Source organism: Ruegeria sp. G12 (assembly GCF_056533565.1).
In genome coordinates this window covers 108,984-127,532 of sequence record NZ_JBQFOO010000008.1, presented here as the reverse complement: position 1 = coordinate 127,532, position 18,549 = coordinate 108,984, and the positions used below count along the sequence as shown (strand labels likewise).

Below are 18,549 nucleotides of genomic sequence, written 5' to 3'. Positions count from 1 at the left end.
TCTGCTAGCCCATTGTCGAGAACTGCCGTCCAAAGTTGAATACCTTCTCCATTGTTTGTGGTGCATCCACTCGCTCATCGAAAATGTTACACACTGTGGAAAGCTGCCATTAGTGATGCTCAGTGTTGCATAGACGGCGAGTGGCTGCTGTGTGACCTTCAACTCACATGAAGGCCATGTCAGTCTGTCCGGGAAATCGTGCCAAATTGTCCGAAAGCTGCCGCCGCGCTACATATAGTACTAGGGCCGAATGGGTGGATAATTAGGTGGTTATAATTTGCGTTCGATCCGGATACTTCACAAAAATATATTAGAAAATGCGATTTAATGGTGCCCGGGGGCGGAATCGAACCACCGACACGAGGATTTTCAATCCACTGCTCTACCCCTGAGCTACCCGGGCACGGGAACGACGTTTGTCGTTGGGTGGGGGCCTTCTATGACCTGAACCATGCAGTGTCCAGAGGCTTTTTGACATTTTTTCAGTGCGGACGCCGAACCTCGTCTTCGGGTTCTGAACCGACCGGATCGGCTTCTTCTTCGCGCTGTGACGGGACGGCGTAGGAGCCGTTCAGCCACTTGGCAAGGTCGATGTCGGCGCAGCGCTTCGAGCAGAAGGGGCGGAACTTTGTGACCGTGTCTTCGCCGCAGATAGGACAGCTCATGTCAGCACCTCTGACAAGGGGATACGCCCGCGTTTGCGCTGCAATTCGTAGTGGCCCAGAGGGGTCCAGCCCGCCAATGTGGTTTCGATGCCGTCTGCTTTGAATCCAGCGCGCAGGGCGGCTTCGAACCCGCGGCGGTCTTTCTTGGGCATGGGCGCGAGGTCAAGTGTGATCTGCCCGCCTAGGCCGCGCACCCGCAGCGCGCGGGCCAGAGCTTTGGCGCAGGCGAAGTTGGCTTTGGTTCCGGCGGCCAGTGACGTGTCGGAGCCGGTATTGACGTCAACCGCCACCAGCGCGCGGGTGGGTTGGATGTACAAATGGCCACCGCCGGTAAGCGGTTCGGATATTCCGCGCGCGGTGTCCAGCGCGTCGAGCACGCCGTGGGTCTCGAACCCTCCGGCTTTGGTCACGACCTCGGCCGGGTCGGTCCAGTCGCGCCAGGCCAGAACATGGGGGTTGTCGCCCTCCAGCAGCAGTTCCGGCTCGGTGCCCGGATCGTTCAGCACCTGATCGGCATGGGAAAGCATCGCGCTGATATCTTCGGCGATCTCGGCAGCGTCCTCGCCCTGACAGCACGAGCGCAGGATCAGGCCATGGGCGCTGCCCTGCATGCTGTCATGCGCGATTTCAAGGAGGCGGTCGCGTTCGTCTTCATCGCGGATGCTGCGCGAGATATTCAGGCCGGGCGCATCCGGCGTGACAATGGCATAGCGGCTTTTGAACAGAACGCGGTCCGTCACCGGCAGCGCTTTGCCCGGCTCGGCAAAACCCGTCACCTGCACCAGCAGCGGCGCGCCGGGGGCCAGCCCCTTGACCTGCCGCAAAAAGGCTGGACCGTCGGGTGTGGTCAGGAACATCCCGCCCTGCCCTTTGACCGGACGGTCGGCGCGGGCGCGGTAGATGGTGCCGGGCGCGGGGGCGTCCGAGGCGATCAGGAAATCATCCAGCTTGCCGTCCACCATCAGGGCTGCGGCTTCGCGACCCTCAATGTGGTCCAGAACGATGGTACGGCCTTTCATGACGCCTCTTTGTACAATGGATAGCCGATGCCCTGCAAAAGCCCGGCGGTCTCAGACAGGGGCAGGCCCACAATGCCTGTGAACGAGCCTGAAATCCACGGGATGAAAGCCCCCGCGGGCCCCTGAATCGCATAGGCCCCGGCCTTGCCCTGCCAGTCGTTGGTTGCGAGGTAAGCGTTGATCTCAAGATCCGACAGGCGTTTGACCTTGACCTGAGACACCACATCGCGCTGCAAAACCCGCGCGCCGCAGCGCACCGCGACTGAGGTCACGACCCGGTGCCGTCGACCCGACAGTGCATGCAGGTATTCAACCGCCTGCCCGGCATCTTCCGGCTTACCCAGAATGCGGCGGCCCAGCGCGACGGTGGTGTCGGCGCACAGGACAATATCGCCGCTATCCGCCTGAACCGCCTGCACTTTCTCGCGCGCGATGCGGCTGCAATAGGGCACCGGCAGCTCGCCCTTCAGGGGCGTTTCGTCGATATCAGGGGGGCGGATCGCGTCAGGCCGCACGCCAAGCTGAGCCAGCAGGTCCAGCCGCCTTGGGCTGCCCGATCCGAGGATAAACGCCATGAGGTAGGGCGTTACTTGAAGCGGTAGTTGATCCGACCCTTGGTCAGATCGTAAGGGGTCATCTCGACCTGAACTTTGTCGCCGGCCAGAACACGGATGCGGTTCTTGCGCATCTTGCCTGCCGTATGTGCGATGATCTCATGGCCGTTTTCCAGCTCGACCCGAAACGTCGCATTAGGCAGGAGTTCCTTCACGACACCGGGAAATTCGAGCGTATCTTCCTTGGCCATGTTGTCTCCATCATTACGTTGCACCCGCAGAATCTGCGAGGATGTGCGCTTAAATGAGCCTATTTCGGCCTTATTTCAAGGGCGGAATCACCTAAAGGCGGGATATTGTGACCGAATCGACTCGGGGCGCTTGTTCGTCCCAATGCGTCCTGTTGAGCACATGCCCGTCCGCCCGGACCTCGGCGATGGTGGTCAGGTCAATGTCCGCAAAGGTCCATCCAGGCTGGTTCAACTGACCCTCGGCTAGAACGCCGGTGGCCGGGAACCCCTTGTCGGGCGGGCCGAAGACACCGCCCATACCGGTGTTCATGTCCACTGCCTCGGACCAGTCGTTGCTTCCGACCAGCGAGGCCATGACCGTAACACATTGATTTTCCAGCGCCCGCGACATGGCCCCGATGCGTACGCGCCAATAACCCGAGAGCGCCTCGGTGCAGGACGGTACCAGGATCAGATCGGCCTCGCTTAGCGCACGGCCCAGCAAGGGGAATTCGCTATCGTAGCAGATCAGAACGCCGATCCTGCCCAGCGCCGTGTCGAACAGCTTCAGCGGCCCGCCGGGGGCGATGTCCCAAGCCTCGCGCTCGAACCGGGTCATGATTTGCTTGTCCTGATGATCGCAGCCACCATCCGGAGCGTAGAGCGCTGCCCGGTTCACCGGTCGGCCCGCGCCGTTCAAAACCGGGGCCGATGCGCCCAGAATATAGACCTTATGTTCTAGCGCGAGGCGCTGATGCAGGGTCTGTGCATCCTCCATTCGATCCGACACCGCACGGATCGAGCGTTCCAGATCACCGGCCACCTCGGCCCCGTCGAGCGTCGACAACTCCATCGCGCCGTATTCTGGAAAGACCAGCAGATCCGCGCCATGCCCTGCGGCGTCAGACACCCATCGGTCCAACTTGTCCTCGTACTGTGCCCAGCTATCGAGCCAGTCGAGGTTATAGGCAGCGGTGGCGACTTTCATTGGTTGGTGTCCTTCGGAGCTGGTTTGGCGTGACAGTAAGAGAGGACCTCGTTCCCTGTACAGACCGATTTGCCGGTTCTTCCAACGACGCAAAAGTGAGTTGGCTTACAGCACAAGACTTGGTTCAATAGAAACCGGAGGATCACCATGCGAAACGCGGAAAGCTTTAAGAAGTTCTATTTCGCCAAAGTGGGTATGGGCGAGGCCTGCGGCTGTGCTGAACGCGTGATCGACGTGTTCGAGTTCAACAGAAAAGGCGGCGAAACGGCCAAGACGGCTGTGAAGCAGGAAAAGGTCAAACGCCGAACGCTTAGGGGATGGGCGGTCAAATACGGCCTGCTCAGTCGCAAGCGTCAGACCTGAAACATCGGACAGGGCCCTATTCTTTGGCGTATGCCTGTCGGTAAAAGGCCGGAGCAGGTACCACTCTGGCGAAACGCGCAAGGACTCTGCTTACAAATCCCTGATCCAGAACTGTAGCGGCTTCAACGTCTCACTATCGTCCCCAACATCCTTCCACGAGAACTGCGCTACTACACCAGGCACACGTTCATAACCCCGGGCGCGCCAGAAGGTGTCCAGCGGGCGGTAGTGTTCGGGCCGCATTGGGTGATCCGTCGGACGCTGTACACCGCAGAAGGCGCATTTGGTGAAGCCCAGGTTGCGGGCATGTGCCTCGCGCAGGTCGAAGAATTTGTGGCCGACGCCCTGCCCCCGGTAGTCGGGCAGCAGGACGGATTCAGCACAGTAGAAGATGTCGGACAGGTCCAGCCCGGTGCCGTCGAAGGCTGCTGCAAAATCGTCGGCGTGGTCGGTCAGGGGCGCTCCGGTCGAAGCTCCGACAAGGCGGTCACCGTCCAAGGCTCCGACCACAATAGCCTTGTCGCTGTCGCGGTAGGATTGCAGGTATCTACGCTCGTATTCCAGGTCCCCGTCATACAGATAGGGCCACGCGCGAAATACCTCGATCCGCAGGCGGGCTACGTCGTCCAGAGCGGCCTCAAGCGCCGCTCCGGTCAGGGCACGGACCTCGGTCACGTCAGCCATTTGACACCTGCTTCACCCAGTCGGCGAGGTTGTAGAAGGTGGTCACGCGAGTGATCTTGCCGTCGCGCAAGTCAAAAAACGACCCGGCAGGCAGGCGATAGGTCTGACCGTGGGCTTCTGGCAGGCCGTCGTCGGTTTCCAGATAGGTGCCGTTCACGATGAACTCGGCGGCGGCGCGGGTGCCTCCCTCGGCCTCGAAGATCACGATATCGGTCAGGTTCTCTTTGTAGCAGCGGTTCATATGGGCGCAGAAGGCGGCGAATTTCTCTTTGCCGACGCGAATCTGGCCCTCGTTGACGTGATGGGCCACATCGTCGGACAGGCAGATCAGCATGCCGTCCACATCCCCGACGTTGAAGGCATCGAAATAGGCTTTGACGGTCTGGTTCATGTCCCCTCCGTAGGTTCGCCCCAGCGGTCTTTCAGATGTTTGATGATCTGATCGCGGGTCTGTCGGTAGTGGTGTAGCTTTTGTTCGCGGTTCTCACCCAGCCCGGTAGGGTCCATAATTGGCCAATAATCGACATCGAGGTGAAAAATCCGCGTCAGTTCCAGCGCCTTGCGCTGGCTGGCCGGGGACAAGGCAACAACCAGATCGAACGAGCCCAGATCGTCGCCCCATTCCTGCATCTCGTCAAAGGACCGCGACCGATGGCGCGACAGTTCAACCCCGACCTCGTGGCATGCGGCGATGCTGAAACCATCAATTTCCAGATCATTGTGGACACCCGCAGACTGGACATAGGTGCCGGTGCCATAGAACTTCTTCATCAGCCCCTCAGCCATGGGGGACCGAACCGCGTTGTGGTCGCAACAGAACAGGACCGACTGCGGCAGAGGCTTCACGTGTCAGCCCCCGAAATGCAGCACGCAGATCAGCGTGAACAGGCGGCGGGCGGTATCGTTGTCAACGTCGGCCTTGCCTTCCAGCCGTTCCTGCAACACGCGGCTGCCTTCGTTGTGGATGCCGCGCCGGGCCATATCAATGGTTTCGATCTGGCTGGGTGGCAAGGTTTTCACCGCGTCGAAATAGCTTTCGCATATCTGGAAATAGTCTTTGACCACCTGCCGGAAGGGCCCGAGCGACAAATGGAACTCGGCCGCCTTTTCGGCATCTTCCGTTGCGACATCGAAGACCAGCCGCTTGTCGCGGATCGAGAGCTGCACGTGATAGGGCCCGTCCGGGATCGCGCGATCATCGCGTTTTGGCAGCAAAAAGCTGTTATCTTCGAGCAGATCATAGATGGCGACCTTGCGCTCCTGCTCGATCTCGGGCGTCGGCGGCGGCAGGTTTCTGTCATCCAGTTCGATATGCGAAATGCGGGTCATCTTTACGGTCACCATCCTTCACGTCAGCACAGACCTATAGCAACGTATTTCGTTGAGCAACGGATAGAAGCACCTCGGCAGCAGGTCAGCCATTCAGCCGGTTGAGACGCGCCGTGACCGACAGGCCGTGCGCTTCCAGGCTTTCGGACTTTGCCAACTGTTCAGCCGCTGGCCCGATGGCGCGCAGCGCCTCGGGCGTCATCTGGCTGAGCGTGGTGCGTTTAAGGAAATCCATCACGCTGAGGCCCGAGGAAAACCGCGCAGACCGCGCCGTGGGCAGGACGTGGTTGGGGCCGCCGACATAATCGCCGATGGCTTCCGGGGTGTATTGTCCCAGAAAGATTGCGCCCGCGTGGATGGTTTTCTCGCTCAGCGCTACGGGATCGGCGACGCAAAGCTCCAGATGCTCCGGCGCGATACGGTTCGACAAGGTGGCGGCTTCGTCTAGATCGCGCGCGGTGATGATGGCACCGAAATCACGCCAGCTTGCACCCGCGATGGCGCGGCGTTGCAGGGTTTCCAGACGCCTATCGACGGCTTGCGCCACGGCCTGGCCGAAGTCGGCATCATCAGTGATCAGGATCGACTGCGCGCTTTCGTCATGTTCGGCCTGGCTGAGCAGGTCCAGAGCGATCCAATCCGGGTCATTGTCCTTGTCCGCAATCACCAGAATCTCGGAAGGGCCTGCGATCATGTCGATGCCCACCTTGCCAAACACCCGCCGTTTGGCGGCCGCGACGAAGGCGTTGCCCGGACCGGTGATCTTATCCACCGGCCTGATCGTCTCGGTACCGTAGGCCAGCGCGGCAATCGCCTGCGCGCCACCGATCCGGTAAACCTCGTCCACGCCGGAAAGCTGCGCGGCCAACAGAACCAGAGGATTCACCTGTCCGTCAGGCGTAGGTACAACAATGGCCAGCCGTTCGACACCCGCCACCTTGGCCGGAATCGCGTTCATCAAAACCGAGGATGGGTACGAGGCCAGCCCGCCCGGCACATACAAGCCCGCCGCCGAGACCGCCGACCAGCGCCAGCCCAGTGTCGCCCCAGTCGCATCCGTCCACTGACGATCCTGGGGCATCTGCTGTTCGTGATAGGCCCGGATGCGCTCGGCGGCCAGTTCCAGCGCGGCGCGATCCTCGGGCGTGACCTGCGCGACCGCCTCAGTGATCTCATCGGCGCTGAAGGCCATGGTTTCAGGCGTCAGTTCCAGCCGGTCGAATTTAGCGGTCAGTTCGATCACCGCCGCATCGCCCCGGCTGCGCACATCGTCGATGATCTGCGCCACGACCGCGTCCACATCCGGGCTGTCCTCGCGCTTGGCGCTGAGCAGCGATTGGAATCCGGCTTCAAAATCGGGCGAGGTCGTGTTCAGGAAAACGGGCATAATCAAGCACTCCGGGCGTTTGCATGCGTCTTATCGCCGGGGCCGGTGCGCCTCAACCCTCGACCTTGGGGTGCAGCGATTTGCGCATATGGAATTGGCGGAGGCCATAGTGATCCGTCGAGGTGCCAACCTCTTGCCAACCTTGCCTCAGATAAAAGGCCCGCGCGGTGGTTGTCGCAGTCAGATAGGCCTGATCGCATCCTTGCGCTGCCAGTTCGCGCTCCAGCTTGGCCAGCAGAGCCGATCCAACGCCGTGGGCAACGTGGTCCGGCCCCACAAAAAGGCGCGAGATTTCGGCCTGACCTTGCAAACTGCCCACCCCGGCGATCTGACCGTCGGTTTCAGCCAACCAGACCTCTGTGTCCGACTGAACCCAGTCGCGGATTGTCTGCGGGTCCTTGTTCGCAGTCCACTCCGCCACAAGATCGGGATCATTGCGATGATCGGCGGCGCAAAGTTCAGTGATCGAACGGATCAGAACGCGGCTGATATCAAAGACGTCAAACACCGTCGCCGGGCGCAAGATAAGCCCAGGCGGCACTTGCTGAAACGCCTGAGAGATACCGCGCTTGTTGTTCACTCGGGATGATGCGGCGCGTGGCCCGACGGGGCGCGATAGGGTCGGGTGACATCCTTGAGCGTGGCCTCCAGCGCCTCGACCGTCAGCCGGATCGCGCCGTCACCGGCAAGGGTCAGCAGAACCTGCCCCGCACCATCCTCGCCCGGTTCAAAGTCGACCGACAGCAGGGACAGGATCATGTCCGGATCGCGGCGGTCGATGCCCTGACTGGCGACCGACAGAACGGAGTCAAACACCAGAACCGACTGCACCCTCTCAAACGGGCGATCCCGGCGCGTGGCGGCTTCCTTGTCTTCCCACCGGAACCGGTTCAGCAGCAGGCCAAAGCGCCGCTGCGCCGGCTGCCACTTCATCTCGGTCACCGGGAAAACCGCATCCTGCGTCAGCGTCGCAACGACCTGCAGGTCATCGCCGTCCTCGGCCCCCAGATTCAGCGGCGCCTCGCGCCCGTCTTCGAAACTTGCGTCTGTCATTCGCCCTTGATCCGTTCAATCTTTGCGCCCACGCCTTCCAGCTTGCGCACCACATGCTCATATCCGCGGTCCAGATGATAGACCCGGCTGACCACCGTTTCCCCTTCCGCCGCCAATCCGGCCAGGATCAGCGAGACCGAGGCCCGCAGGTCCGTCGCCATCACCGGCGCGCCTTTCAGGCGTTCGACCCCGGTCACGGTGGCGGTGCCGCCATGGACCTCGATTTCAGCGCCCATGCGGACCAGTTCAGGGGCGTGCATAAAGCGATTCTCGAAAATACGCTCTTCAAGAACGGACACACCTTCGGCAGTACACATCAACGCCATCATCTGCGCCTGCAGATCGGTGGGGAAGCCGGGGAAAGGTTCGGTGACCACATCGACCGCCGTAACCCGCCCATTCTTGCGGGCGACTTTCAGGCCCTTTTCGGTCTCGGTGACATTGATCCCCGCCGCATCCAGCTTGGCCGCAAAGCTTTCGACCAGCCGCATCCGACCGCCCAGCAATTCGACCTCGCCGCCGCAGATCGCGGGGGCCAGCATATAGGTTCCCAGTTCAATCCGGTCGGTCACCACCTGATGGGTCGCGCCGTGCAGGCGGTCGACGCCCTGAATTTCGATGGTCGAGGTCCCCTCGCCCGAAATCTGCGCGCCCATCTTGCGCAGGCATTCAACCAGATCTACGATCTCGGGCTCGCGCGCGGCGTTCTTCAGCTCGGTCGTGCCCTTGGCCAGCGTGGCGGCCATGACGATGTTCTCGGTCGCGCCAACAGATGCAAAACGCATCTCGTGCACCGCGCCTTTCAACCCGCCCGGGGCGTTGGCGTGCAGATAGCCGTCTTTCAGCTCGATCTCGGCCCCCAGTGCTTCCAGCCCCTCGACATGCAGATCCATGGGCCGCGCGCCAATGGCACAGCCGCCGGGCAAAGACACCACTGCCTGCCCGAACCGCGCCAGCAACGGGCCCAGAACCAAGTTCGAGGCGCGCATCTTCCGCACGATATCATAGTCCGCCGTCTGACTGGTCAGATCGTGACTCGACATCGCGATCACCTGACCATCCTGAAGGGCCGAGACCTCGGCCCCCAGCGATTGCAGCAGGGCGGTCATGGTCTTGATGTCGCTCAGCCGCGGCGCATTGGTCAGCGTCAGCGGTTCTTCGCTTAAAAGCGTCGCGGGCATCAACGTCAGGCACGCGTTCTTCGCCCCCGCAATCGGAATCTGCCCGTTCAGCGGGCCATTCCCCGTCACCAGAATCGAATCCATCTGCTCTTATCCCTCGTCCTTACCGGCCTTGTCGTCCGAGGCCGCGCGCGCCTTGGCCTGCGCCTTGCGCCGCCCCATGTTCGCTTTCAGCGCCGCTTTCAAGCGGTCTTCGCGCGTTTGCCCCGGTTTACCGTGTTTTTTGGGTGAATTTTTCTCTGCCATTGTCTTTCTCTACAGGAGGCGAAAAAAACCGTCCAGACACCCTTGCGCCGCGTTTCGTTTGAGTCTAATCACCCGCCCACAGCGCTGCTGTAGCTCAGAGGTAGAGCACTCCCTTGGTAAGGGAGAGGTCGAGAGTTCAATTCTCTCCAGCAGCACCATGATTTCGAAAATTGTGCATTTATTTCAAGGCGATAACAGAGGCACGCTGAAACCAATCCCCTTTTTGACCCCCCTTCGGTTGCGCCACTAATTGGTCTTTTCGTCGCTTTAAAGTTTGCGTTAGCTCGCAGGGAGCACCGACTCCGCGCAATTGTCAGTTGCTCAAGAATCCCGCAGCGTGACTCCAATTGGACGTCGATGCCCTCAGAGATTCGAATGACGATTCGATATACCGCCGACAACCGGCAAACAATTAATGTAGGGCATAGTGTGCCAAGGCGTCGTGCCGAGCCCCGTCGGGATGCAAGGTCGATTGGAAAAGTGTAAAACTGGCGACGAGCATCGTTGTCAACGCGCTGCATGTGTGGGGAGGCTGGGCATGCTGAACCGCCTCGCGATGCCCCGGTTTTAAGCGAGCTATTGTTACATGTGGGCGGAAGCGCCGACGTGGAAGTATGATTCCAGCTCGCCGCGTGGCGGTCTGGATATTGCGGTGCAGAGCTACGAGCTCAGTACAATCCACCACCCCGACAGCCAGCACCTGCCCAAATCTTTCGACTCCGGAAAAAGTAATGCTAAAGGGCGAGGCTGTCGTTGTGAGAAGCTGTTCATGCAATTCTTCCAGTTTCTCCTCGGGCTGATTGTCCAAGAAGACCAGTGTTAGATGCATGTTTTCCGGCGGCACCAATCGGCCAGCAGGCAATGCGCGCTGCAACGGTGCAAAAGCGTCTTTTGCCTCATCGCTGAGTGATATGGCAATGAAACTGCGCAAAGAGCATTCCTGTGTTCGGTTAAACTCCAAATTACGGAGCTAGGACCTAATTCAACCAGTCCGGCCTTCTAGAGTCGTCACCCCAGGCTTCTTTGAGTAACTCTATGAACCTTTGGTACTCCATGGTCCTGCAGGGAAGTGTCTGAAACCTCTGCTTCTGGAGACTGACGGCTGTATACCAATCGTGTTTCCATGAACCATCACTTTGCCGGATCGAGGCTTCCATCCAATCTCTGGAGTTATCAATGAAATCAAACCATGGGCGATAGAAATCATATGGAAACAGGTTCACTGGGCCCTCAATGACAACATGGAATGCGTACATAGCATGGCCGATTGAGACTTTAGGGGAGTCTACGTCGATGGAATCTATGTGTTTGAACTTTGAACTGTTTTCGGCGCTAAAGCTGCTGTAGAAACCGTCTTTTAGGTGAAATTTTCCATCCACTGGGCAGTTTAGCTCAAAACTGCCCCGGGATTTAGAGGTGAAGAAGTCAGCCAAGGAGTTCCAGAACCCAATTCCTCTGCTAGACAAGTCTTGGTATTCCAGTTCGAAAAGCTTGGTGCCTTTGATTAGGTTGTCTCCAGTCTTAACCTTCCAATTTGACGCGTTATGTTGTCTGTCGGGGGCTACGCTATGCAAAAAGTTTGAAAGATCCGCATCTACAGCAGGCATGAAGAGAACATGCAGTTCCGTCTCTGACATTTAAGAAGTACCTCTTACTTGGGTTATCAACTGGCAACTGTTCTGGTTAACACAAGCTTAGCGAAGGTGTGATTTTTGTCACCTGCGGAAAGACGTCTGTTGTTGGGCAGGTTGCAACAAGTTACCCACGCGCTACCACCAACGGCGGCTCCTTCGGGAACGACCGAATATCGAACCACTTAAAGCACGTGCCATCGGCGTTCCGCTTGTCGCCCATCATAAGATGTGCGCCCGTGGTTCTATGCCGAATGAGCGCCGCTCTGAACGCCCGCAGGTCAATAAGCCACCAGCTATCAATCACCTGCCCGTCAGGCCCAGCATGGCCGTAGAACATCCAATCCCCGTGCCCGTTTACAATCTTGGATAGCTCTGTCTCCGCACCGGTTGGCAGCTTGGCCCTGATGGTGAACTGATGCGGGTATCTAGTTGCGTAGCCGTGTCGCCTAACCCTGGCTGCGATACGCATGTCCTTGGCGTCCAGCATCAACAAATCTGTGGCTTGGAAGTGGTCCAGCGGATCTGGCGCAGCCTGAAGGATGTGGCTGCCGATGATACTCTTTATCTCGGGCAAGAACTGATCCGACCAATGTCGGTTGACGCTGTAATAACTCATATCAAATCTCAAACATGAAAACGGGCGCAGGAAATGCCGCGCCCGAAAGGGATGCCGGTTACGAGGCTTCTTCTTTGACTTCTTTCAATGCCTGTTCTGCCGCCTTGATTGTCTGTTCCATTGGAGCCAAACCCTTGATGTAGGCTTTCATCCCAATCTCGATTGCTCGAATTTCTTGGTCGTCGAGCAGTTTCAGGTTCTCTGAGAACTGATGCTCCTTTTTATGAGACTTGCGGAACGCTGCCGCCATGCCCATCGGATCGCCGCACGCCAACCAGTCGATGGAAACACCTTCTTCCTTGCACCAACGAAGAAACACATCGTCAATCAGGATGTCGCCGTCTTCGTCATAGCGCAGGCCTGGGTCAGGCAGGTCAAACCATCGGCAAAAGGCGGTCACGCGCTGCTGGCAGGTCATAAAGTCTGAAAAGTCAGCAACAATGAAGTGTGGGTTTGCGTCGAAGTCATTAGTCTTCGTCTCGGCGTTCATTGCACTTCTCCTTTTTCAAGTGGTTCGAAGATGGGCTCCATGTCGAGGATGTCGGATGCAAGCTGCCCAATCACTTCAAGCAACTCGCCGTATCCCCTCATTGTCAGGTCGATGTTCATTGCGCTGTCGGAGGCGGCAACACCAGTGCGAGCAAGCGCCAATATTTTGAGCGCCTTGTCATGGGTGTCGGTCTGCGTTGGGACGTCAAAGATTGGTCCAGACGTACCTTCTCCGTTCGCGCTGGCGCGTTGTTCTGGCATTGCTGTTTCCTCCGGTTGTGGTAATGTTCTAATAAGAACATAGTAAACTGTTCTAAATAGAACAAGGGCAAAAATGACCACACCAGACCAAATCAGGGCAGCGCGAGCACTTACAGGCTTATCTCAAACCCAAATCGCCGATGCAGCGGGCGTTTCCAGCATGACGATAAAGAGGGCAGAAGGATCGGGAAGACCGCGACCTTCCGACGAAACAATTCTGTCCATTCGTAGAGTGTTCGAAGCCCAAGGCGTCCAGTTCCTAGACGAGGGCGATACGGCCAATGGGGTTGGGGTGGTATTGGTTAAGAAAGATGGTCAGTGACATACCATTTCGCGCTGCGCCTGATTGCTCGTATTCATAGACGAAACCGGCGACCCTGGCTTTGAGCTGGCTGCAAAACGACGTACCCTTTTGCATCGATATCTCTCAAATCGGAGGTCTCGACTCTTATCGCGAACTATAGAATTAAGAGCGAATGGACCAGAACTCACAAATTCCCCCAGACGCTATTGCAATCGCAGCACAAATTGGCCGTTTAGACCTAATTTCTTTGTTATTGGCCGCCATAGGCCTTATCTTGGTAGCAGGAGGTATTTTTGCCTTTGTGAACCTACGAAGAGTTGCCCGAGCCCAAGCCGAAAGCGAAGCTCGGGAAGTCGCAGAGGAGGTAGCTGAGCGTGTTGCTAATCAGTACCTACAGCGAGAACTGCCAAAAATACTGAGTGAATATGAGGATATTTTTTCATCAAGCAGTGATATGAGTGACCAAATAGCAGGTGCACAAGATGTCAGGGAGGGCGAGTAATGAAACTATCGGAACAGTTAGAACTCATTAACAAAGCGCGGAAAACCGCACCCGTAGACCTGCACATGCTGGCCGCATCGCTCGGTGTAAGGGTAAAGTTGGCGTTTCTCGCTGATAAAGTATCTGGGATGATTGAGAAGCTTGGGGACACCTACTTAATCACTTTGAGCGCATTTGATCCTCCGACCCGTCAAAGATTCACGCTGGCGCATGAGTTGGGCCACTACATTATGCACCGCCATTTGATTGGCGATGGCTTGGACGATGACAGGGCCTATAGAAGCACGGACGTTGGAAAGTACCACAACACTGCAGTTGGGCCTCGTGAGGAAACTCAAGCTAACAAGTTCGCAGCCTCCCTTCTGATGCCCGATGAGCTGATTCAGCAAGAATGGGATCGGCTCAGCCCTGATGTGGATGCAATGGCTTCGCACTTCGGCGTCTCTAAGCACGCGATGTGCATTAGGCTGGGGCTTCCGTACTAACAACTCCTCTGCCCCGGGAATCATACCAATGAACAAGCCCCGCTCCGGCGGGGCCTTTGCATTCTAACAGAATTGGAAAGTATCAGGCTAAAACCATCCGGTTCGATTGTCGCAGCTTTTCCCCTCAAAACACTTAATGCGCACTGCATTTCCCGACTCTTTTGGAATCGTGCACCTACCCTCTGCAATTCGTTGGTCGAGGTCGGGGCGAGGGATGTCTTCAATTACCAACAGAACATCAACCCATGTCCTACCTTTTCCAACGCCCTTCTTAGGAGTAACCGCATACAGCCGAACACCGCCCGCTGAAATTTCCGCCTCAAAATGCGCAGAGTTTCTGCTGACAATTTCCAATCCTACGCGGCAGTACGCGCGCATTTCCCCACTTGGGTCGGCTAAGATATCTGCGTTTGTCTCATTGCCTCGGCGCCGATAAGTTTCGTTGGAAGCATATGCCGCCCAATCAACCACATCGGAGTCCCATCCGACAGCCTCGGCCATCCGTCTCATAGCGGCTTTGCAGCTCTCATTGTTTGCGCAGTCATTTAAGATGTCGTGAGGCCCCTTTGGCTCCATCACAGGGTTAAAGTGGTACTTAAGGATGCGAAAATCCTGTGCGTTGGCTATGCCGGTCGAAAAGATAATTGAAAGCAATATAAAAAAGTATCGCATTGCTACGCCCCCAAGTCCTGACTGAAATCCAAGCTACCGATAGCACAAAGTTGGTGAAAATACGATTCTTACTGACCCATTGTGCAGGGTTCACAATAGACGCTACCAACCAACAATCCGACAAAAGCCCAGTCCCTTGACTGCCAACCAATCTTGATCCCTTAGCAGCCCATATTGACGCTGGCGGTGTGCTATGCGCTGTGTGCTAAGTAGTCGCTCATGGTAGGCCTCCTAATGAAACTAGGCCCGGATATCACGCTATCGCAGCTTATTGAGCTGAAAAATGGTCACTTGGCAAACAACCATTTTCAGGTGAATCTGCCCCTATCTGGTGGAGGGGAACTGATGCCGCGCAGAACTGCACAATATGATTCCGAACTTTATAGCTTGCAGCGCAAATTCGACGGTTTGCTGTGTGTCATTCTTGAACGTCTTCCCCGTGAGTTGCGTTCAGCTAGCTTCGGTTTGGGCGAAGCGGAGAACTCTGAAGCGTTTCGGGAAGCAAAATACAGTTTCTCGGCAATGTGCATCGAAGAAAGTAGAAAAAGTATCGAAAAAACCAATAGCGATTGGGGCTATGCCCAAGAGCGCTGTGATTGTGTCCTGTGCAGGTCTAGCGCAGCCGCAAAACGGGGCATTGAGAAGCATCTCTACCCTGGCGCGGGGGCTGACTGCCCTGTCATGGCCGCTATTATCTATAGCGCCCAACGAGATTTCGAAGAATCTGCAGCTCGGCAAGTCGAGATTGAAGCGGAGCGCGCTGCCGAGGTTGAAAGGCTCGGCGTAGTATATCTAACAGACATTTCTTTACCCGCAGAGCCAAGGCGCAGGTATTTCCAAACGTTCGAACGAAGCGACGAAGACTTAGCAAAGGTTGAGGAACGACTGAAAGTCATGGGTTTTGTTCGCGTAGAAAGTCCTATCCGAAAAGGTGTAACAGAAATACGGTGGGAAATGCACACAGAAACGGCATATGTATTAGCCGATCCATTCCCGCAAAAAAGTGTTCGCATTAGAGCGTGGCCTAGAGGTACTGAAAACACCTTGAAGCCAAATAGAAGGCACAGCAACACACCATACGAGAGCATTTCCGACAACACCAAGCATGACTTATCTGGCAAGGTGATGGCTCGCGCAAACAGGCTTGTCGCTATTCAAAAGTGACCTAAACCCACCTTGGGGTTTTGGTGCAACTTGCACTGAAACCGAACGAGCCGCCCCAAATTCCCTGCGCTTCCCTAAGTGTTCCGCCGTCTGTGTCGGCGTCAGCTTCGACTGTTCGCTAATCTCCTAGGTTTGCCTATTTGGCGGTCTGATATGCTATTCGGCGCTGAACAAAAGCTATGTCTCCCTCGCTACGTACGTTGACCAACGCTGGTGGGATTATCTTGCGCTTGCCGTTGGATTGAATCCGCTCGTGGGCGCGTCTCAAATGAGGCCTGGGGCTAGCGCGAGTGCCACCGCGATCCACGCTTTCTTTTGCGGAATTGAGGGCGGTCAAATACTCGCCTGCATCAGTAGTGTAGTGCGCTGGGATTGGAGCCTTACCGAGTCGCTTGCGCCTTGTATTCGTGACGCTCGGCGCGCGTTTCAAATCGATCCGGCAGCCCCGTGTATTCAGCAACGCAACGGCGAGCGGATATCGCGAAAGCGCTCCCAATCCATCTGGGTTTGCATCTTGCAATATGGAGTTGGCGCTTTCAATTTTTGTGCCACTGTCAGTATGCCTAAACAGGAACAGCGCTGTGTTGGTAACGCGTCGTGGCATCAGAAGGTACTGGCAAACATGGATTGCACCATCGCCTTGCGGTCTGACCACTTCCAACATGGTCATTGGTTTGCTTTCGCCGTCCATTTCGAGGGTGGAATAGTCCAGCATGAACGCCCAAGGGTTTAATCCGAATGGTTGCAAAACCTGATCCTCGAGTCCTTGCAGCACGTCTATCACTCGAGCGTGATTCAGGTTGGCGCTGCTGAACGACCCGAGGGCAAAGATTCGACCTTCATCAACGATACCTTGTGGAACTATTTCGTTGCCCAGCCTGGGCAAAAATTCTAATGCGCGGTTCAATTTCATGGCAGCATCAATGCTCTATGTCAGTACCGAGCGCCAGTGGGTTATTGGTCAAAAACCAATTTCGGCATTCGGGGCCTGCTAATCCCGCTCAAACCGCTAATCACCGCTATCAAGCGGGCATCCCGATAACACTTCAGAAGGTGACCCGATCCATGTCCCCCCTCTACGTCAAAGAAGAGACCATAGCCAAGATGTTAGGCCATAATGTTAGTTGGCTGCGGGCGAATGCGGTAGTTCTGGAAAGGCAGTATGGGTTCCCGAAGATTGATCCGGCTGTAGGCCTGAGGCACGTTGAGGCTGTTGAGGAATGGGCGCGCGAGCGCAATATGAGAATGACCGCACGTCCAGAGCGACGACTAAATTCAAATAAAGAGAACCGGGATGCCTTTTAGGTGGCTCACGTCAGAGTCCGCGATTGCCGAAACAAACGGCATTTAAACCGGGGCAGTACTCAATCCACTACATAAACCTCTCAAAACCCCACAAAACACGCGCGCACACGGTCTGCCTTGCCTGCATTCAGGCATGAATCCTCGGATCGATCCGACAAACACAACAACCAGCCGCGATTGAAAGCAAGCAGGGTGACGGGCGCAAAATTGAGCCGGTTACACAGGTGGGGCAAGTTGCACCACCAGTCCTTGCCCGTAAACCGCCGTAAATGCGATGCCCCTGTTGTCGCCTATATCATCAGGCGTTCGGCACCGGTTATTCAGGATGTTCCGAACAACTCAATTCGGCCTCGGCCCCCTGCTACATTCGCTACATCTGCTACATGGGATTTGCTCCACTGTGGAGCGAAACCATGCATATCTGCACAGATTGAGTGAGGCTTATTGTTGGCCTTCGTCAGTGCAAAATAGCTCATAAACCACACTGAGAATGCCGTGCACTTTCGCATCGCTGATTTTGTAGTAAACCGACTTTCCGTCGCGCCTATCAGAAATCAAACCCTCAAGCCGAAGGCGAGACAAGTGCTGTGAAGTAGATGCTTGCTTTAAGGACAGCGCATCCTGAATATCGCTCACGGACTTTTCGCCTGTTAACAAATAGCAGAGAATTTTCAGGCGACCTTCATGAGAAATCGCTTTCAGAAAGTTCGATGCAGCAAGTGCGTTTTCATTCATCTCGGCGCGCATGACATGTTCCTTACTGCGAATTTAGACAGCTGTGCACCCCTCAGGCCAACAAGCGCAAAACCGCGCTGTTCAACCATCACTGGCGAAAGACCTGTCAGAATCGCGCAATGCCAGTTATGAAGTCTCACATTGATTTATGACTTGAGGTTTCACTATGGACATTGTTCGCACCCCTAGCGCGTACCGCGCCGCACTGCTGGAAATCGAACTGTTGTGGGGTTCTGAACCGGATACCGACGAAGGTAGGCAACTGGCGGAATTTCTGGCCGCAGTGGACCAGTACGAACAGCTAGCCAACCCAACACCAGATACGCAGAAGGTGGCTTAGATACCTGCGGGTATCGCCGTGGGACACCTCTCTGCAAGGGAGGATAGATATGAACAGGAACGTAATCATTATCGCCGCTGTTGTGGTTGTTGTTATCTTGGCATTGACCATGATGAGGTCAGGTGATGAGGACGACGGTGGTGGGGCCACAGGTGGGGACGAAGCCACAACGACTACGGCGACGGATTAAGCAGCGCGCTAGACCACGCTTCCGACTTTCCCAGACTCAATACACGGCCCGCTGAGCCGGTCTAACGGGTTCTGACGGCTAGTGGCTGCGCTATAACGTGCTAAATGCGCCTGACGGGCATATTTGTGCCCCTATAGCTGTGTTTGATGAGGG

The 18,549-nt window shown here is 56.6% G+C and carries 29 protein-coding genes and 2 tRNA genes; 8 read left to right on the top strand and 23 right to left on the bottom strand.

The genetic code is table 11. The annotated features are described in order from the left end of the window. Positions 1-328: 328 nt before the first annotated feature. The 6 genes from ACR0JN_RS17810 to ACR0JN_RS17785 form a co-directional block, all read right to left on the bottom strand. Positions 329-403 (bottom strand) — tRNA-Phe (locus ACR0JN_RS17810). A 79-nt stretch (positions 404-482) separates the two neighbouring features. After that, complete coding sequence (locus ACR0JN_RS17805; RefSeq protein WP_480887617.1) at positions 483-665, bottom strand: DNA gyrase inhibitor YacG; 183 nt, start codon at positions 663-665, stop codon at positions 483-485. Further along, positions 662-1,684: a ribonuclease E/G gene (locus tag ACR0JN_RS17800; protein ID WP_480887615.1), complete on the bottom strand. Its 1,023-nt coding sequence runs from the start codon at positions 1,682-1,684 to the stop codon at positions 662-664. The genes ACR0JN_RS17805 and ACR0JN_RS17800 overlap by 4 nt, the downstream gene beginning before the upstream one ends. Further along, positions 1,681-2,259 carry a Maf family protein gene (locus ACR0JN_RS17795; protein ID WP_480887614.1) on the bottom strand — a complete coding sequence of 193 codons (579 nt, stop codon included), beginning with the start codon at positions 2,257-2,259 and terminating at the stop codon, positions 1,681-1,683. Before ACR0JN_RS17795 ends, ACR0JN_RS17800 begins: the two co-directional genes overlap by 4 nt. Before the next feature lie 11 nt (positions 2,260-2,270). Continuing rightward, a complete protein-coding gene (infA, locus tag ACR0JN_RS17790; protein ID WP_005978431.1) occupies positions 2,271-2,489 on the bottom strand; it encodes a translation initiation factor IF-1 in 219 nt (72 codons plus the stop codon). A gap of 91 nt (positions 2,490-2,580) precedes the next feature. Continuing rightward, on the bottom strand, positions 2,581-3,456 hold the full coding sequence (locus ACR0JN_RS17785; protein ID WP_480887612.1) for a carbon-nitrogen hydrolase family protein: 876 nt from the start codon (positions 3,454-3,456) through the stop codon (positions 2,581-2,583). 147 nt (positions 3,457-3,603) lie between these two features. On the opposite strand from ACR0JN_RS17785, the gene ACR0JN_RS17780 reads away from it, so the two are divergent. Then, positions 3,604-3,819, top strand: coding sequence for a hypothetical protein (locus tag ACR0JN_RS17780; protein ID WP_480887610.1), 216 nt, complete (start codon positions 3,604-3,606; stop codon positions 3,817-3,819). 90 nt (positions 3,820-3,909) lie between these two features. Here the strand turns inward: ACR0JN_RS17780 and ACR0JN_RS17775 are convergent, their stop codons facing one another. The 9 genes from ACR0JN_RS17775 to ACR0JN_RS17735 form a co-directional block, all read right to left on the bottom strand. Continuing rightward, positions 3,910-4,503, bottom strand: coding sequence for a GNAT family N-acetyltransferase (locus ACR0JN_RS17775; RefSeq protein ID WP_480887607.1), 594 nt, complete (start codon positions 4,501-4,503; stop codon positions 3,910-3,912). Next, positions 4,496-4,894, bottom strand: a complete 399-nt coding sequence (locus ACR0JN_RS17770; RefSeq protein ID WP_480887606.1) for a ketosteroid isomerase-related protein — start codon at positions 4,892-4,894, stop codon at positions 4,496-4,498. The genes ACR0JN_RS17775 and ACR0JN_RS17770 overlap by 8 nt, the downstream gene beginning before the upstream one ends. Continuing rightward, positions 4,891-5,349 carry an arsenate-mycothiol transferase ArsC gene (locus ACR0JN_RS17765; protein ID WP_480887604.1) on the bottom strand — a complete coding sequence of 153 codons (459 nt, stop codon included), beginning with the start codon at positions 5,347-5,349 and terminating at the stop codon, positions 4,891-4,893. The genes ACR0JN_RS17770 and ACR0JN_RS17765 overlap by 4 nt, the downstream gene beginning before the upstream one ends. Before the next feature lie 3 nt (positions 5,350-5,352). Beyond that, a complete protein-coding gene (locus ACR0JN_RS17760; protein ID WP_480887602.1) occupies positions 5,353-5,832 on the bottom strand; it encodes a UPF0262 family protein in 480 nt (159 codons plus the stop codon). A gap of 85 nt (positions 5,833-5,917) precedes the next feature. Next, positions 5,918-7,219: a histidinol dehydrogenase gene (hisD, locus tag ACR0JN_RS17755; RefSeq protein ID WP_480887601.1), complete on the bottom strand. Its 1,302-nt coding sequence runs from the start codon at positions 7,217-7,219 to the stop codon at positions 5,918-5,920. A 52-nt stretch (positions 7,220-7,271) separates the two neighbouring features. Then, positions 7,272-7,799 (bottom strand): GNAT family N-acetyltransferase, encoded by a 528-nt coding sequence (locus ACR0JN_RS17750; protein ID WP_480887599.1) that lies wholly within the window; start codon positions 7,797-7,799, stop codon positions 7,272-7,274. Next, positions 7,796-8,272, bottom strand: coding sequence for a DUF2948 family protein (locus ACR0JN_RS17745; RefSeq protein ID WP_480818333.1), 477 nt, complete (start codon positions 8,270-8,272; stop codon positions 7,796-7,798). The genes ACR0JN_RS17750 and ACR0JN_RS17745 overlap by 4 nt, the downstream gene beginning before the upstream one ends. Next, positions 8,269-9,537: a UDP-N-acetylglucosamine 1-carboxyvinyltransferase gene (murA, locus tag ACR0JN_RS17740; protein ID WP_480887598.1), complete on the bottom strand. Its 1,269-nt coding sequence runs from the start codon at positions 9,535-9,537 to the stop codon at positions 8,269-8,271. The genes ACR0JN_RS17745 and murA overlap by 4 nt, the downstream gene beginning before the upstream one ends. 6 nt (positions 9,538-9,543) lie before the next feature. Then, positions 9,544-9,699 (bottom strand): hypothetical protein, encoded by a 156-nt coding sequence (locus ACR0JN_RS17735; RefSeq protein WP_480887596.1) that lies wholly within the window; start codon positions 9,697-9,699, stop codon positions 9,544-9,546. 83 nt (positions 9,700-9,782) lie between these two features. Here ACR0JN_RS17735 and ACR0JN_RS17730 point away from each other — a divergent pair. Next, positions 9,783-9,857 (top strand) — tRNA-Thr (locus ACR0JN_RS17730). Positions 9,858-10,111: 254 nt separating this feature from the next. Here the strand turns inward: ACR0JN_RS17730 and thpR are convergent. From thpR to ACR0JN_RS17705, 5 genes are all read right to left on the bottom strand, one after another. Continuing rightward, complete coding sequence (thpR, locus tag ACR0JN_RS17725; protein ID WP_480887594.1) at positions 10,112-10,630, bottom strand: RNA 2',3'-cyclic phosphodiesterase; 519 nt, start codon at positions 10,628-10,630, stop codon at positions 10,112-10,114. A gap of 46 nt (positions 10,631-10,676) precedes the next feature. After that, a complete protein-coding gene (locus ACR0JN_RS17720) occupies positions 10,677-11,336 on the bottom strand; it encodes a hypothetical protein (RefSeq protein WP_480887591.1) in 660 nt (219 codons plus the stop codon). A gap of 121 nt (positions 11,337-11,457) precedes the next feature. Beyond that, positions 11,458-11,949: a hypothetical protein gene (locus tag ACR0JN_RS17715; RefSeq protein ID WP_480887588.1), complete on the bottom strand. Its 492-nt coding sequence runs from the start codon at positions 11,947-11,949 to the stop codon at positions 11,458-11,460. Positions 11,950-12,007: 58 nt separating this feature from the next. Next, a complete protein-coding gene (locus ACR0JN_RS17710) occupies positions 12,008-12,439 on the bottom strand; it encodes a hypothetical protein (RefSeq protein WP_480887586.1) in 432 nt (143 codons plus the stop codon). Further along, entirely contained in the window at positions 12,436-12,699 is a 264-nt protein-coding gene (locus ACR0JN_RS17705) for a hypothetical protein (protein ID WP_480851942.1), read from the bottom strand. The genes ACR0JN_RS17710 and ACR0JN_RS17705 overlap by 4 nt, the downstream gene beginning before the upstream one ends. 73 nt (positions 12,700-12,772) lie before the next feature. Here ACR0JN_RS17705 and ACR0JN_RS17700 point away from each other — a divergent pair, with 73 nt between their 5' ends. The 3 genes from ACR0JN_RS17700 (at position 12,773) to ACR0JN_RS17690 (ending at position 13,990) form a co-directional block, all read left to right on the top strand. Continuing rightward, entirely contained in the window at positions 12,773-13,021 is a 249-nt protein-coding gene (locus tag ACR0JN_RS17700) for a helix-turn-helix transcriptional regulator (protein ID WP_480887584.1), read from the top strand. A gap of 154 nt (positions 13,022-13,175) precedes the next feature. Next, on the top strand, positions 13,176-13,505 hold the full coding sequence (locus tag ACR0JN_RS17695; RefSeq protein ID WP_480818399.1) for a hypothetical protein: 330 nt from the start codon (positions 13,176-13,178) through the stop codon (positions 13,503-13,505). Next, positions 13,505-13,990 carry an ImmA/IrrE family metallo-endopeptidase gene (locus tag ACR0JN_RS17690; protein WP_480818400.1) on the top strand — a complete coding sequence of 162 codons (486 nt, stop codon included), beginning with the start codon at positions 13,505-13,507 and terminating at the stop codon, positions 13,988-13,990. Before ACR0JN_RS17695 ends, ACR0JN_RS17690 begins: the two co-directional genes overlap by 1 nt. A gap of 87 nt (positions 13,991-14,077) precedes the next feature. Here the strand turns inward: ACR0JN_RS17690 and ACR0JN_RS17685 are convergent, their stop codons facing one another. After that, on the bottom strand, positions 14,078-14,662 hold the full coding sequence (locus tag ACR0JN_RS17685) for a hypothetical protein (RefSeq protein ID WP_480887582.1): 585 nt from the start codon (positions 14,660-14,662) through the stop codon (positions 14,078-14,080). A 234-nt stretch (positions 14,663-14,896) separates the two neighbouring features. Between ACR0JN_RS17685 and ACR0JN_RS17680 the strand changes: the two genes are divergently transcribed. Further along, complete coding sequence (locus ACR0JN_RS17680; protein WP_480887580.1) at positions 14,897-15,826, top strand: hypothetical protein; 930 nt, start codon at positions 14,897-14,899, stop codon at positions 15,824-15,826. Between the two features lie 136 nt (positions 15,827-15,962). Here the strand turns inward: ACR0JN_RS17680 and ACR0JN_RS17675 are convergent, their stop codons facing one another. Together ACR0JN_RS17675 and ACR0JN_RS17670 are read right to left on the bottom strand one after the other, a co-directional pair. Next, on the bottom strand, positions 15,963-16,739 hold the full coding sequence (locus ACR0JN_RS17675; RefSeq protein ID WP_480887578.1) for a hypothetical protein: 777 nt from the start codon (positions 16,737-16,739) through the stop codon (positions 15,963-15,965). 833 nt (positions 16,740-17,572) lie between these two features. Beyond that, positions 17,573-17,878 (bottom strand): ArsR/SmtB family transcription factor, encoded by a 306-nt coding sequence (locus tag ACR0JN_RS17670; RefSeq protein ID WP_480887577.1) that lies wholly within the window; start codon positions 17,876-17,878, stop codon positions 17,573-17,575. A 154-nt stretch (positions 17,879-18,032) separates the two neighbouring features. Between ACR0JN_RS17670 and ACR0JN_RS17665 the strand changes: the two genes are divergently transcribed. Further along, entirely contained in the window at positions 18,033-18,206 is a 174-nt protein-coding gene (locus ACR0JN_RS17665; RefSeq protein WP_480887575.1) for a hypothetical protein, read from the top strand. A 49-nt stretch (positions 18,207-18,255) separates the two neighbouring features. Then, the gene (locus ACR0JN_RS17660; protein ID WP_480887574.1) at positions 18,256-18,396 is read left to right on the top strand and encodes a hypothetical protein; all 141 of its coding nucleotides are present in this window, start codon (positions 18,256-18,258) and stop codon (positions 18,394-18,396) included. Positions 18,397-18,549: the final 153 nt, after the last annotated feature.

What these genes read in the sequence shown, in the direction of transcription:
- ACR0JN_RS17805 (WP_480887617.1), bottom strand. Translation starts at nt 665, where the DNA reads ATGAGCTGTCCTATCTGCGGCGAAGACACGGTCACAAAGTTCCGCCCC.
- infA (WP_005978431.1), bottom strand. Translation starts at nt 2,489, where the DNA reads ATGGCCAAGGAAGATACGCTCGAATTTCCCGGTGTCGTGAAGGAACTC.
- ACR0JN_RS17715 (WP_480887588.1), bottom strand. Translation starts at nt 11,949, where the DNA reads ATGAGTTATTACAGCGTCAACCGACATTGGTCGGATCAGTTCTTGCCC.
- ACR0JN_RS17795 (WP_480887614.1), bottom strand. Translation starts at nt 2,259, where the DNA reads ATGGCGTTTATCCTCGGATCGGGCAGCCCAAGGCGGCTGGACCTGCTG.
- ACR0JN_RS17685 (WP_480887582.1), bottom strand. Translation starts at nt 14,662, where the DNA reads ATGCGATACTTTTTTATATTGCTTTCAATTATCTTTTCGACCGGCATA.
- ACR0JN_RS17660 (WP_480887574.1), top strand. Translation starts at nt 18,256, where the DNA reads ATGAACAGGAACGTAATCATTATCGCCGCTGTTGTGGTTGTTGTTATC.
- hisD (WP_480887601.1), bottom strand. Translation starts at nt 7,219, where the DNA reads ATGCCCGTTTTCCTGAACACGACCTCGCCCGATTTTGAAGCCGGATTC.
- ACR0JN_RS17680 (WP_480887580.1), top strand. Translation starts at nt 14,897, where the DNA reads ATGAAACTAGGCCCGGATATCACGCTATCGCAGCTTATTGAGCTGAAA.
- ACR0JN_RS17690 (WP_480818400.1), top strand. Translation starts at nt 13,505, where the DNA reads ATGAAACTATCGGAACAGTTAGAACTCATTAACAAAGCGCGGAAAACC.
- ACR0JN_RS17670 (WP_480887577.1), bottom strand. Translation starts at nt 17,878, where the DNA reads ATGCGCGCCGAGATGAATGAAAACGCACTTGCTGCATCGAACTTTCTG.
- ACR0JN_RS17705 (WP_480851942.1), bottom strand. Translation starts at nt 12,699, where the DNA reads ATGCCAGAACAACGCGCCAGCGCGAACGGAGAAGGTACGTCTGGACCA.
- murA (WP_480887598.1), bottom strand. Translation starts at nt 9,537, where the DNA reads ATGGATTCGATTCTGGTGACGGGGAATGGCCCGCTGAACGGGCAGATT.
- ACR0JN_RS17760 (WP_480887602.1), bottom strand. Translation starts at nt 5,832, where the DNA reads ATGACCCGCATTTCGCATATCGAACTGGATGACAGAAACCTGCCGCCG.
- ACR0JN_RS17665 (WP_480887575.1), top strand. Translation starts at nt 18,033, where the DNA reads ATGGACATTGTTCGCACCCCTAGCGCGTACCGCGCCGCACTGCTGGAA.
- ACR0JN_RS17695 (WP_480818399.1), top strand. Translation starts at nt 13,176, where the DNA reads ATGGACCAGAACTCACAAATTCCCCCAGACGCTATTGCAATCGCAGCA.
- ACR0JN_RS17785 (WP_480887612.1), bottom strand. Translation starts at nt 3,456, where the DNA reads ATGAAAGTCGCCACCGCTGCCTATAACCTCGACTGGCTCGATAGCTGG.
- ACR0JN_RS17770 (WP_480887606.1), bottom strand. Translation starts at nt 4,894, where the DNA reads ATGAACCAGACCGTCAAAGCCTATTTCGATGCCTTCAACGTCGGGGAT.
- ACR0JN_RS17720 (WP_480887591.1), bottom strand. Translation starts at nt 11,336, where the DNA reads ATGTCAGAGACGGAACTGCATGTTCTCTTCATGCCTGCTGTAGATGCG.
- ACR0JN_RS17735 (WP_480887596.1), bottom strand. Translation starts at nt 9,699, where the DNA reads ATGGCAGAGAAAAATTCACCCAAAAAACACGGTAAACCGGGGCAAACG.
- ACR0JN_RS17700 (WP_480887584.1), top strand. Translation starts at nt 12,773, where the DNA reads ATGACCACACCAGACCAAATCAGGGCAGCGCGAGCACTTACAGGCTTA.
- ACR0JN_RS17745 (WP_480818333.1), bottom strand. Translation starts at nt 8,272, where the DNA reads ATGACAGACGCAAGTTTCGAAGACGGGCGCGAGGCGCCGCTGAATCTG.
- ACR0JN_RS17675 (WP_480887578.1), bottom strand. Translation starts at nt 16,739, where the DNA reads ATGAAATTGAACCGCGCATTAGAATTTTTGCCCAGGCTGGGCAACGAA.
- ACR0JN_RS17775 (WP_480887607.1), bottom strand. Translation starts at nt 4,503, where the DNA reads ATGGCTGACGTGACCGAGGTCCGTGCCCTGACCGGAGCGGCGCTTGAG.
- ACR0JN_RS17780 (WP_480887610.1), top strand. Translation starts at nt 3,604, where the DNA reads ATGCGAAACGCGGAAAGCTTTAAGAAGTTCTATTTCGCCAAAGTGGGT.
- ACR0JN_RS17800 (WP_480887615.1), bottom strand. Translation starts at nt 1,684, where the DNA reads ATGAAAGGCCGTACCATCGTTCTGGACCACATTGAGGGTCGCGAAGCC.
- ACR0JN_RS17710 (WP_480887586.1), bottom strand. Translation starts at nt 12,439, where the DNA reads ATGAACGCCGAGACGAAGACTAATGACTTCGACGCAAACCCACACTTC.